Origin of the sequence: Streptomyces sp. NWU339, from assembly GCF_003143855.1 — a bacterium.
Taxonomy (GTDB): Bacteria; Actinomycetota; Actinomycetes; order Streptomycetales; family Streptomycetaceae; genus Streptomyces.
Map to the genome: position 1 here is coordinate 1 of NZ_QFRK01000088.1, position 12,912 is coordinate 12,912.

The following is a 12,912-nucleotide window of genomic DNA, read 5'->3' on the forward strand; positions in this document are numbered from 1 at the left end:
GGTTGGCCCAGGACGCGTAGGTCGGGGTGAAGCAGAGCTCGACTCGGTTCTTCGTCGCCCAGCGCCTGATGGTGTCGCCCTTGTGGGCGGAGAGGTTGTCCAGGATGACGTAGATCGGGCCGCCGTCCGGGCGGGCCGCGCGGATCGACTTCAGCGCGGCCAGGGTGTTGCCGGCACCCTTCTTGCGCCGGTTGACGCCCCAGAGCGTGTCGTCGCCGATCGCGTAGCAGCCATGGAAGTAGCGCACTCCGTGGGTGCGATGGTAGGTCGCGGGGTGCCGCTCGGGGCGTCCCTGCTCGGCCCAGCACGACCCGGCGGTGGGCCGGATGCCCAGCGGACCGAACTCGTCGAACGCGAAGAGGCGGCCCGGGAAGCGCTCCAGGACGTGCTCGATGCGGTCGAGCTTGGCGTCACGGTCGGGGTCGGGGGACTCTTTCCAGGTCTTGGTGCGCTGGAAGGTGATGCCGCGGCGGGCGAGCAGGCACCGTAATGCCTCACGGCCGATGCGGATCACGCGGCCGTGGACGCGGCGCAGGTAGGCGGCGAGTTTGCGGATCGACCAGCGGGTGAAGGGCCGGCCGAGCTTGGTGGGGCGGGTGGTGGCCGTCTGGATGACGAAGTCCTCGTCGTCATCGCTGAGCAGGCGGGGACGGCCTCCCGCCCACTGAGGGTCCAGGCAGGCCAGGCCGATCTCGTTGAATCGGTGGATCACGTCCCGGACGGTGTCCTCGTCGGCCTGGACCAGCTTCGCGATCACCGGGACCCGGTTCCCGCCGGCCGAGGCCAGCAGCATCATCGCGCGCCGGTAGCGCACCGAGTTGGTGCTGCCACGGCGCACGATCTGCTGCAGCTTCTGCCCCTCCTGGTCGGTCAACCTGCGCACACGGACAGGCTCGGCCACCACACCCCCAACAGTCGGATCCGATGTCCCCGGGCATCCAACCGCTGGAGCCGCCGACCCGGCAAACCTTCCCGGTCAGAGCATTAGCCGATACGACGCCCGTACGCCGACGCTGCACTGCTGGGCTGCCTGCCCGGCTGGGGGGCCTTCGGGAGCGGGGCGTGCACGATGGCGCCCTCGTTGGCGTCCGGGATCAGGCCGTACACGAGGATGCAGGAGGCGTCGATACGGCCAGGGCTGTCCGGGTCGGTGGGCTGCCACGTCGCCCACTCGCGTTCCATGTCGGTGAACACACCCCGCAAGCGGACCTTGTCCTGCACCATCTGCTGCGCGATCGGCTCCGCGCGCAGCAGCTTGCCCTGCTTGGCCCGGACGGGAGCGATCGCGGGCATCAGCTTGCCCTTGGGGATCTCCCCGTCGTTCTGGAGCTTCTCCCACGACGTCTGGATGGCGAGCACGCACATGTCGCGGCCGAAGTTCCACTCGACGTAGATGATCGCCGCGTCCGTGCGGTTCGCGAGCAGGCACGCCGCGGTGGACCACTCAGCCGACGACATGGCGGCCGATACGTCGTCGGTGATCCACACGCGGCCGTCGTCGCCGAGGAACCCACCGATGACGCCGGCCGTGTCCCGGCCGCCACCCGACGGGTCGATCGCCACAGCAATCTTCTGCGGCTCCACCACAGTGGTGGTGTCGCGGAGCAGCCGCAGCAGCTCCTCGGACACGAGAGCGCCTTCTGCAGGCTGTGGGTCGCCCTGGTAGAGGGCGTGCCAGTCCCGGGGGATCGTCGTCGCTTTCCTGTTCACCCACCAGTTCCGCAGCCGGACCGTGTCGCGGGTGGGGATCTTCGGGTGAGGCAGCGGCTCCCCCGGGGTACGGCCGAGCGGATCGTCACCGAACTTGGGGTCGGCGACCGCGGGCAGGTGGATGACCTTCCACCGGCCACCCTCCTCGATGCGCCCTTCTTCCTGGATGCGGCGGCCGGCGAAATCATCGGGATGCCAACGGGTTTGGATCGCGACGACAGCGGACCGGTCCGGCTGGAGGCGGGTCAGGGCGGCCGACGAGTACCAGTCGTGCAAAGCCCGGCGGGCGGCTTCGGACTCGGCGTCCGCGCGGTCCTTGTGCGGGTCGTCGATGATCAGCAAGTTGACGTCGAAGCCGGTCAGGCCCTTCCCGACCGACACGGAGCGGACACCGCCGCCCTTGGTGACCTCCCAGTCCTGCATCGCCCCCGACCCGGGCTTCAGGCGTAGCCCCCACTCGTCGCCGTACTCCTCGACGTAGCCGCGGATCCTCTTGCCGCGCCGCAGCGCCAGGTCGTCGCCGTACGAGGTGACCGCGACCTTGTCCACCGGGTAGGTACTCAGCCACCAGAACGGGAACCACTCCGCGACCGTGGTGCTGTTGTGCACCACCAAGTCATCGCTCGTAAATGTGTGGTCGTCCTCGACGGTCAGGCAGCGGCAGGGCTGCTCGCCGTACGGCTCCACGGACACAATCGGGTCGGCCATCAGCCGCGGGTCGAAGTCCGTACGAGGCAGTACGTGCCCAGCGAGGGTCTCAGAGCGCTTCTCGTGAGCGAGGGTCACCAAGTCGCGGAACTTGGCGACGTCGTCCCGGGCGATGATGAACAGCCTGTACGAGATGTGTTCGGCCTGGTTGTAGGAGCCCTTCTTGATGCGGATCGCCGATCGGATACCCAGGCGCAGCAACAGGTGCTGAACATCCTCGAGCAGCTCACGAGAGACCGAGTACAGCTCCACGGCAACGTCCTTGCGGGGTTGCCCGTCTCGGTCCTTGCCTCTCGAGGTGACTACGCCATCGCAGTCCCAGTAGCCCGCTATGAACTCGGCGATGACGTCCGGCGTCGACCGGAACACCGCCTCAGGCACGCGCTTGGTGTACGAGGTCTTACGGGCCAGACCGTGCTCCTCCAGCCATTGCCGCACGCCGCCAGATACGTTCAGGCGGCGCACCTTGCCCTGGGCGTACTTCTTCGCCTGGGACAGGTTCACGGTGAAGCCGAGGGCATCAGCGCAGCGCCGGACCTCCTTCTCCACGCCATCACTCGCCGTAGTGATCGAGCAGTTGAACGTCGCGCCGACCTGGCTGGTGCTGCCATCCCCGACGAAGTACCCCATGAGCCGGGCCGCTTCTGGCCACAACCCCGAGGCACCCTCTGTCGCCGGCCGGGGCACAGTCGCCAGCGCCATGCCGGGCTTGAGGTCGCCGGCGTTCACCCATCCCTCGGGCGTGAGGAACGGGTGGTCGAGCGCTGCGACTGTCTGCCGCCCCGCGTGGGTGGTGATCTGCACCGTCGGCAACTGGCCTTGCACGTGTACGGCGGTGACGCGCCTTGGGCGCCCCTCGTGCGTGATGACGAAGTCACCGACCCGTACGTCTTCGATCGGCTTCCGCGATCCGTCCCCCATGAGGATCATTGACTGATCGTATACGGGTTTTCCTACCTGCGGTGGCGTAAGGATGAGTAGCCGGTCCGTCTCGCCCCGTCCGACCTCGGCGAGGGCGTCGCCGATGATCCGCAGGTGCGGGCGCATCCGGTAGGTGCGGTCGAGGCCGCGGGCGAGCGTCACCGGGTCCCGTAGGAGGTCGTCGCTCATGGCCCGGCGCGCTGCCTCCAGCTGCCTGTAGACCTCTGCGTCGTCCAGGTGCTCCAGCTCGTCCAGGGCCGTCGTCACGGGCTATGCCTCCTCGTCGTCTTCGTCGTCGTTGCCGTCCACGGCCCGGATGCGCTGGTTCACCGATGCGGCCAGTTCCCCGAGGCGGGCGCGCCGCTGCTCTGGGGGCATCTGGGCGAAGTCGGCGAACTGCTTGGCGAGCGGGTTGGCGTTCTCGCCGGTGACGGCGATCGTCTCGGTGGGGTCGCCGAACAGCACGCGGCGGTGGCGCATGGCGACGTCCATGAGCCGGATGAAGTCGCCGGCCGACAGTTCGTCGGCGCGGAGGCTGCCGAGCCGCTGGGCGAGCTTGCCGATCGCCGCGCCGAGGATCTTCGCGTCGGTCTCGGCTGCCTTGCGGCGCTCCTCCAGCCACATCGCCTCGTACTGCCGGTCCAGGTGCCGGTCGTACGCCTCGACGCGCTCACGCCACCGGCATTGGGCCGCGAGGTTCCTCACGTGCCCGTACGCGAGTGTCAGCCTCTGCGCGGCTTCGGTCAGGGTGCGAGTCCTGCCGATGTCCCGGTAGGTGACGAACTGGCCGTGTTTGTGGGCGGTCTCTCCGGGCTGACGTTCCCATGGGTCGAGTTCGGGGTCGAGGGTGATGGGTGGGCGGGTGCTCATGTGTGCCGTTCCTCCGGTCCCACGGTGCCCTCGCTCTCCTGCTGGTCGTAGCGGTAGTGCCACAGGGGGCCGTCATCGCCGGGGTTCGCCTCGCGCCGGTATACGGGTCTGTGTCCGCTGGGGGTGGCCATCTGGTCGTAGACGTGGGGCGGGTCGCCGGGGATGGCGAGGAGGCGCCCGTCGGCGGGACCGCCCACGAACTGGATGGTGGCGCTGCTCATGCTGCGTTGCTGGGGACGTGGTTCGGGCCGGACAGGTACTCACCGGCGAGGCGTTCGAGGAGGCGCCAGCCCTGCCCCTGCTCTATCTCTCCTCGGCCTTCTGCGGCTGCGATGGCCTTGTTGATGGTGACGGCCGCGGGGGCGGGGAGTGTGCGGGCGCCGAGGACGGTTTCCAGGCCGACGTGTCCGCTGTGCAGGTGGGTGCCGTTGGGTGCGGTGTAGCCCTCTTGGAGTTCGTCGAGGTGGCGTTCGACGATGGCGAGGATGGCGTGGAGGGCGGTGGCGACGTTGCCGACCTTGTGGGCGGCGTGTGTGGAGGCGAGCGTGTCCAGGGTCTGTTCGTAGTCGGCGCGTGCGGCGAGCCAGCTTTGGTTCTGGCCGAGGCGTGCCTGGTCGAAGGCTTCGCGGGCGGCTTCGAGTTCTGCGGGTAGGAAGATGAGGCTCACGGTGGCGAAGTCGAGGTTCGCTTCTGAGAGACCTTCGGGGCTGACTTCTGCGAGGAGGTTGAGCTGTTCGTCGTCGAGTCCGGAGTAGGCCCGCCAGTCGACGTCATCCAGCTCGTCGTACAGCTGCTTGAGGGTGGCCGGGTCGTCCTGGCCGGCGATGGCGTTGTGCGACAGCTGGATGGCGACGAGCTGCGGCCGGGTCAGTTGCTCCTCGATGAGCATGCAGTCGATTTCCTCGAGCCCGGCTTCCACCGCCGCCATGGTGCGGTGGTTGCCGGACAGGATCAGTTCCTTGCCCTCCGCGTACTCGTCGCCCGAGTAGATCAGCGGGGTGGAGGTGAGGCAGCCGTCGCGGCGGATGTTCTCCACCAGCCGGTCGAACTCCTCCTTCCGCATGAACCTCGCGTTGACTTCCAGGCTGGTCAGGGTGCGCGGGTCGCGGCGGACGAGCTTCGGGCGGAACTGGGGCGTCTGGATGTCGGTCATCGCATGTCCTTGCCGTGCTTGCGCTTCCACAGGTTCAGGGCTTCGTTGAGGTTGTAGGAGCCGAGGGGGCCGCCGTACTGGAGCTGGTAGCGGTGGATACCGTCCGCGCCGGGCTCGGTGCGCTTCTGCAGCTTCACGCCGGGGATGCCGCGCCCGTACTTCGCGCTGTTGGGCCGGTCGGTGAACGCGGTGGTCGCCCAGGAGTCGATCCGCTTGGACAGCGAGCGTTGGACGAGGAGCTGCGCCTCACGGGTGGAGGCCGCCATCACGATCAGCTTCGCCAGGCGCCGGTACCTGGTCCACGAGACGGGGAAGTCGGACATCAGGTAGGCGGTGTTCGGGTCGAACTTCGGCGGCAGGTAGGCGAACGCGCCGATCAGCTTCCCGTCGACGGCGACCCCGCACGCGATGAGTGGGCTGCCGGGCTTGATGGTCTTCGACATGAACTGGGAGCGGATGCCCGCGAACTGGCCGCCGGTGAGGATGTGGATCGTCATGCGGTCGCCGAGTTCCTCGCCTTGCCCGATCTTCGGCATGGGGATCGGCTCGACGGGCTGCCGGGGGCGGACGATGCGGCGCGGGCCGGCGGCGGCGTACACGTAGATCGGCAGGCCGCGGTTCGCGGTCTGGACGACGCCGGCCAGTTTGTCGCGCAGCTCCGGCCGTTCGATGTGCAGGCCGAGGACCCAGTTCGGCCGGTCCTGGACCTGCTCGATGATGCGTTCCTTGCCGTCCTCGGTCAGCTCGTCGAACGACGGCTCGGGCCAGTCGAAGGCGGCGTCGATCGGCGCGAACTGGGCTTGATAGTCGGCCGCGTAAAACGGTGGAAACATCACGACTGGCGCATCCTGGGGCACCTGGGAGTCGAGGTAGTCACGGACGTCGCCGGCGAAGAACGAACCCAGCTTCGTTTGGAGGCCGCGGAGCTTGGTCGCGGTCTTGTCGTGCATCCGCTCCCACTGGTCCTGTGTGGCCTGGAGCATCCGCCGGTAGTAGGCGCCGTCCTTGTCGACGTACTGGAGGAAGCGGGTGCCGAGCATCAGAGTGGCGAGGAGGTCGGTGCGGTCCTCCAGGTACGGCTTGAGCCAGCCCAGGGGCTCCTCGTACTCCTCGCGCAGGGTGTAGTTGAGCGGCTCCCCGGCGAGGTACCAGCCGAGGGCGCACGAGTACGCCTGGATGTCGTTGCCGTGCACACGGCGGGAGTCGCCGAACCGGGCGTGCAGGACGCGTTCGATCGTCATGTTGCCCGAGCAGCCGACGTAGATGTCTTCTCCGGGCCACGTGCCGGCGTGCTCGTAGATGATCGAACGGAGGGGCGCGGGTATCGAGCCGTGGAACATGGGCCGCTCCAAGAGATCCGACAGCGCAGGGTCTACCTGCGGGTTCGGCCCATTGTCAGCGGCGGGGCGGAATGCGAAGGCCCCTACCCGGGGGGGTGGGTAGGGGCCTTCGTGGAGCGCCGGCCAGGGCTTGCACCTGGAACCCCCGACTGGAAGTCAGGGCGTGTTGCTTACACGTACCAGCGCGGGTGGCGGTCGTGCCGCTGCTCAGAACGACCAGCCGATCCGGATGGTACATGGTGGGGGTGCCAAGCCGGGACTCTGGCGGGCCGGGTAGCGGAACCGCCGCTCGTGCTTCGGCAGCAGCGGCTCGATCACCGCCCACAACTCGTCGCTGACCTCCCACGGCTTCCGCCGCGTCATGGTCACCCCCACAAAGCATGGGACCAGGCACATCTCCACCGTGCCACAGCAAGATCTTTCTGCAAGGAGCCCGGGCTTCAGCCGAATCCGGACAGATCGCATGTCGTCCCCGGCCGGACGCTGACGTCGATCTGGTCCTGCCGCGCCCACTTCCGCAACGTCTCGGTCGTACCGGTCCCGAGCACGGTTTCAGGGTCGTTCAGGACTTGGATCATGGTATTGACCACTAGAGTTGTGGGGATTTTGGTGCAAACTCTCCGGCGCGTGGGCTCGCGTGCCACTGACTGCGATGGGGTGCGGAGCACGTTGGCTGAGACCACGACGACGGTGCACGACGTTCTCAAGGCGATCCGTGAGGGCTCCACCGTGAACCGGGATCGGGGGACCCGCTTCGAGGAGCTCATGGTCCAGTACCTCAGCACCGACCCGGAGTGGACCAAGCAGTTCACCCGCGTATGGATGTGGGCCGACTGGCCGGGGGCAGAGCACGACAAGCGAGACACGGGCATCGACCTGGTCGCCCAGGACCGCGAGACCGGCGGCTTCTGCGCCATCCAGTGCAAGTTCTACGAGCCGCAGCACACGGTCCGTAAAGAGGACATCGACTCCTTCTTCACGGCCTCTGGCAAGGGCGCCTTCACCCGCCGGGTGATCATCTCCACGACGGACAAGTGGAGCGACAACGCCGAAGCCGCGCTCGACGACCAGCAGATCCCCGTCACCCGGATAGGACTGTCCGACATCGCGAACAGCGCTGTCGAGTGGCACCTGCCCGCGGCCGGCATCGACCACGAAGTCCAGATGACGCTGCGGGAGAAGAAGACCCCGCGCCCCCACCAGAAAGCGGCGATCGACGACGTCTTCGCCGGCTTCGCCAAGGATGACCGCGGCAAGCTCATCATGGCCTGCGGCACCGGCAAGACCTTCACCAGCCTGAAGATCGCCGAACGGCTTCAGCAGGAGCGGGCCGAGGCCGGGCAGGGTGAGCACACCACCGTCCTGTTTTTGGTGCCCTCCATCGCCCTGCTCTCGCAGTCGCTGCGTGAGTGGTTCTATGAGACTAAGGTCCCGCTGCGTGCCTTCGCCGTCTGCTCCGACGCCCAGGTCGGCAAGCAAAAGGCCCAAGGCGACGACAAGGACATGTCCACCCACGACCTCGCCCTACCGGCCACCACCAGCCCCGACAAGCTGATGACGCAGATGGCCAGCGCCGAGGCCGCCCCCGGCCTGACCGTCGTATTCTCGACCTACCAGTCGATCGCCACGATCTCCGCCGCCCAGAAGCAGGGCATGCCGCGATTCGACCTCATCCTGTGCGACGAGGCCCACCGCACCACCGGCGTCACCCTGTCCGGCCACGACGAGTCCGCGTTCGTCCGCGTCCACGACGACAGCTTCATCGGCGCCGACCGCCGGCTGTACATGACCGCCACCCCGCGCGTGTACAGCGACGACACCAAGCAGGAAGCCAAGGGCGCCGACGCAGCGGTCGCCTCGATGGACAACGAGGCGCAGTACGGGCCCGAGTTCCACCGTCTTGGCTTCGGCAAGGCCGTCGAGCAGGGTCTGCTTACCGACTACAAGGTCCTCATTCTCACCATCGACGAAGGCGTGGTCGCCAAGACCCTCCAGGAAGGTCTCGCCGGCGGCGACGCCGAACTACGGATCGACGATGCGGCGAAGATCATCGGTTGCTGGAACGCCCTGGCCAAGCGCACCGGCACCTTCGCCGATGGTTCCGGGTTCGGCAAGGACGACGCTCCGATGAAGCGAGCCGTCGCGTTCTCCCGGTCCATCGCCGACTCCAAGGCGATCATGGAGCGGTTCAACGAGGTCGTCGACGCGTATGACGACGCCGATGACGACGTGTTGCACTGCGAGGTTGAACACGTCGACGGCACGTTCAACACCCTGCGGCGCAACCAGCTCCTCGACTGGCTCAAGCAGGACCCCGGTCCGAACAACGCCCGCATCCTGACCAACGCCCGCTGCCTGTCCGAAGGCGTGGACGTCCCCAGCCTGGATGCGGTGCTGTTCCTCAACCCGCGCAACTCCGTCGTCGATGTCGTGCAGTCCGTTGGGCGCGTCATGCGTGTGGCGCCGGGCAAGAACTACGGCTACATCATCCTGCCCGTCGCCGTCCCCGCCGGGATGACCCCGGAGAAGGCGCTCGCGGACAACCAGCGCTTCAAGACCGTCTGGCAGGTCCTCCAGGCGCTGCGCGCCCACGATGACCGGTTCAACGCGACCGTCAACCAGATCGAGCTGAACAAGAAGAAGCCCGAGATCATCGGCATCGGGCACATCGGTGCGGGTGACGAGGCGGTCGGCGACAGGGACGGCTCCAGCACCGCGGACACCGCGAAGGACGCCAAGGAGAAGGAAGCCCAGGGCGCCCAGCACGTCCAGGACGCCCTGTTCTCCATAAGCGACTGGCGGGATGCGATCTACGCCCGCATCGTCGACAAGGTCGGCGAGCGTCAGTACTGGGAGGTCTGGGCCAAGGACATCGCCCAGATCGCCGACCGCCACGTCACCCGCATCAAGGCCGCGCTCGCCCTGCCCGACAAGCGGGCCGCGCTCGAGGAGTTCGTCGCCGAGCTGCGGGCGACCATCAACCCAGGCGTGACCGATGACGCGGCCGTCGACATGCTCGCCCAGCACATCATCACCAAGCCCGTCTTCGACGCCTTGTTCAAGGACTACGGCTTCGCCGAGCACAACCCGGTCTCCAGGGCCATGCAGGGGATGCTCGACATCCTCGACGACCAGGGGCTCGATGCCGAAGCCAAGACCCTGGAGAGCTTCTACCACTCGGTCAAGGTCCGCGCTCAGGACATCGACAACCACGAGGGCCGCCAGCACGTCATCGTCGAGCTGTACGACAAGTTCTTCAAGACCGCCCTGCCCAAGACCGCCGACGCCCTGGGCATCGTCTACACCCCCATCGAGGTCGTCGACTTCATCATCCGCTCCACCGAACAGGCGCTGACCAAACACCTCGGCAAGTCCCTGTCCGATGCGGGCGTCCAGATCATCGACCCCTTCGTCGGCACCGGCACCTTCCCCGTCCGCCTCCTCCAGTCCGGGCTCATCAAGCCCGACGACCTCCTGCGCAAGTACACCAGCGAACTGCACGCCAACGAGATCGTGCTGCTCGCGTACTACATCGCGGCCGTCAACATCGAGGCAGCCTTCCACGACCTCGCCGGCGGCGACTACCGACCATTTGAGGGCATCGTCCTGGCGGATACCTTCCAGCTCGCGGAAGGCACGGCCAAGCTCGACGGCATGGACGTGCTGGAAGGCAACAGCGAACGAGCGAAGAAGCAGAAGGCCCAGCCGATCACGGTCATCATCGGTAACCCGCCGTACTCGGTGGGGCAAGACAGCCAGAACGACGACAACCAGAACCTCAAGTACGAGACGCTCGACGAGCGCATCCAGGAGACGTACGCCGCCCGCTCGACGGCCACGAACAAGAACTCCCTGTACGACTCCTACATCCGTGCCATCCGCTGGGCGTCCGACCGCATCAAGGACGAGGGCGTGGTCGCCTTCGTCTCCAACGGCGGCTACATCGACGGCAACACCGCAGATGGTCTGCGCAAGTCACTGGTGGAAGAGTTCGACGCGATCTACTGCTACAACCTGCGGGGCAACCAGCGCACTGCCGGTGAGCAGTCCCGGAAGGAAGGCGGCAAGATCTTCGGATCGGGCAGCCGGAACACCGTCGCCATCCTGATCCTGGTCAAGGGCGAGCAGCGCGGGGGTACGGCTCCGGGCTGCACGCTGTACTACCGGGACATCGGCGACTACCTCAGCCGCGAGGACAAACTCCGCATCATCGGCGGTCAGAGCCTCGACGGCGTGGCGTGGGAGCAGATCCAGTCGAACGCTGACGGGGACTGGATTAACCAGCGTGACGAACGCTTTGCGGAGTTCCAAGCGATCGGGACCAAGGACAAGGAAGCAGTAACAGCACCGCTCTTCGCGCTGTTCTCGCGCGGACTTGAGACTGGTCGTGACTCCTGGGTCTACGGGTTTTCCGGAGAGCGCATAACGGAAAACGTTCAAGTGTCGATCGACTTCTACAACGAGCAGGTGGCAGGCTTCATCCAGCACTGCCGAGCCAAGGGCATTGTCGCACCCACAAACGCTGATCTTGATGCGTTCATCGACCGCGACCCCAAGAAGATCAGCTGGAATCGCATCGACAAGACGCGAGCCCTCAGGGGGGTCACCTATGCATACGATGGCGAGCGTGTCCGAGTCGCTGCTTATCGCCCTTTCATCAAGCAGCGAGTTTACTTTGATTCGCACATGAATAATTACGTGAATCAGCTGCCGAAGATTTTCCCGACGCCAGACCATGCGAACTTTGGCTTCTACGTGACAGGTTTGGGATCGGATAAGCCGTTCTCTGTGCATGCGGTTGACTTGATGCTCGACCTCGCCTACTGGGGATCGAGTAACGGCCAGTTCTTCCCGCGCTACACCTACCGCGAACTGGCCGTCGAAGGCGGCTTCGACTTCGGCGACGGCGACGCCTATGAGCGCGTCGACAACATCACCGACGCCGCTCTCGGGGGCTACCGCGACGCCTACCAGGACGCGTCCATCACGAAGGATGACATCTTCTACTACACCTATGCCCTGCTCCACTCCATGGAGTACCGCGAACGCTTCGCGGCCGATCTAAAGAAGTCCCTTCCCCGTATCCCCAAGGTCCGGGACTTCCACGGCTTTGCTGAGGCCGGTCGTAAGCTCGCCGACCTACACATCAACTACGAGCAGGCCGAGCCGTACAAGGGCATCGTCGAGACGGTGGCCGGTGACGCTTCAGCGACCCCGCCAAGTGAGCTGTACCGGGTCGCCAAGATGAAGATCCCGAAGGTGAAGGGCCAGGCTGACCGGTCCACGATCGTCTACAACACCCGAGTCAAGCTGACCAACATCCCCGAGGAGGCGTACCGCTACCAGCTCGGTGCGCGCTCCGCGATCGAGTGGATCATCGACCGCTATCAGGTCAAGGTCGACAAGGCGTCGGAGATCGTCAACGACCCCAACGACTGGTCCGACGACCCGCGCTACATCATCGACCTGCTCAAGCGGATCGTCACGGTCAGCCTGGCGACGATGAAGATCGTGGATAGCCTCCCTCAGCTGGACATCCTGGAGTAGCCGGACGTCCGGGTCGACGAGGAAAAACGCCGGCGCAGGACTCAGCCAGAGCGCCTGATCCAGGGGGCCGCGCTGCGCCCTGTTGGCCAGCGCGCTCCGCTTCAGAGGGGGAACACAGGGGAGAGCACAGGGACAACCGCAGGGGGCCGGGAGGCTTGTCCGGTCCCCCGCGCGCAGGTGACGGCATGCCGTTGTGCCGTCGTGGCGGCAGCGCGCGGCGGGCCTGCGGATCCGTCGTGTGGTCGGGCTCGGGGCCGGCGCATGCCCCGACCACGGCCCGGAGTCCCGGCTCACCGGGCGAGGATCACGCCGACCGGGGTGCCCAGCACAGTTGTCGACGACCAGGCCCGTACCGGTGGTCGCCTGATACCACGTGCACTCACGATGCTGGGCGGCAGCGCCTGCGCACTGCATAACGCCCTCTTAGTGCCTGTCCATGAACTGATCGTCGGGACGGCGGAGCGGAATCGGTGAAGTCGTCCGGACGAGCAGGACCTCTTGGTAGCAACAGCGGTGTTGAAGCCGGCCGCTGCACCAAGAGGTCCTGTCATGCCGTTGTACGCGTACGCGCCCGTCGCTGTCACCCCGGATGAGGAAACTCGCTGCTCATGCGTGGCCTGCCGGTTCGGCCACGGTGCCGACCGCCCTGCCCGTCCGCGCCGC

At 66.6% G+C, this 12,912-nt stretch carries 7 protein-coding genes, 1 tRNA gene and 1 pseudogene; 1 reads left to right on the forward strand and 8 read right to left on the reverse strand.

All coding sequences use genetic code 11. From position 1 onward, the window contains the following. The 8 genes and pseudogenes from DIZ27_RS41815 to DIZ27_RS41850 form a co-directional block, all read right to left on the reverse strand. Positions 1-901 (reverse strand): IS630 family transposase (locus DIZ27_RS41815; RefSeq protein ID WP_309074989.1); only part of this gene is annotated, 901 nt, incomplete at its 3' end. 83 nt (positions 902-984) lie between these two features. Beyond that, positions 985-3,606 carry an LAGLIDADG family homing endonuclease gene (locus DIZ27_RS41820; RefSeq protein ID WP_181383971.1) on the reverse strand — a complete coding sequence of 874 codons (2,622 nt, stop codon included), beginning with the start codon at positions 3,604-3,606 and terminating at the stop codon, positions 985-987. A 3-nt stretch (positions 3,607-3,609) separates the two neighbouring features. Then, positions 3,610-4,209: a hypothetical protein gene (locus DIZ27_RS41830; protein WP_109383546.1), complete on the reverse strand. Its 600-nt coding sequence runs from the start codon at positions 4,207-4,209 to the stop codon at positions 3,610-3,612. Next, entirely contained in the window at positions 4,206-4,430 is a 225-nt protein-coding gene (locus DIZ27_RS41835; RefSeq protein WP_109383547.1) for a hypothetical protein, read from the reverse strand. Before DIZ27_RS41835 ends, DIZ27_RS41830 begins: the two co-directional genes overlap by 4 nt. After that, on the reverse strand, positions 4,427-5,362 hold the full coding sequence (locus DIZ27_RS41840; RefSeq protein ID WP_109383548.1) for a ParB N-terminal domain-containing protein: 936 nt from the start codon (positions 5,360-5,362) through the stop codon (positions 4,427-4,429). The genes DIZ27_RS41835 and DIZ27_RS41840 overlap by 4 nt, the downstream gene beginning before the upstream one ends. Next, a complete protein-coding gene (locus DIZ27_RS41845; protein ID WP_109383549.1) occupies positions 5,359-6,702 on the reverse strand; it encodes a hypothetical protein in 1,344 nt (447 codons plus the stop codon). The genes DIZ27_RS41840 and DIZ27_RS41845 overlap by 4 nt, the downstream gene beginning before the upstream one ends. Before the next feature lie 112 nt (positions 6,703-6,814). Continuing rightward, positions 6,815-6,888 (reverse strand) — tRNA-Gly (locus DIZ27_RS46335). Between the two features lie 75 nt (positions 6,889-6,963). Continuing rightward, positions 6,964-7,065 (reverse strand): annotated as a pseudogene (locus DIZ27_RS41850) (IS5/IS1182 family transposase); the annotation flags it as partial. A 306-nt stretch (positions 7,066-7,371) separates the two neighbouring features. Between DIZ27_RS41850 and DIZ27_RS41855 the strand changes: the two are divergent. After that, positions 7,372-12,249 carry a type ISP restriction/modification enzyme gene (locus DIZ27_RS41855; RefSeq protein WP_219933729.1) on the forward strand — a complete coding sequence of 1,626 codons (4,878 nt, stop codon included), beginning with the start codon at positions 7,372-7,374 and terminating at the stop codon, positions 12,247-12,249. Positions 12,250-12,912 lie beyond the last annotated feature (663 nt).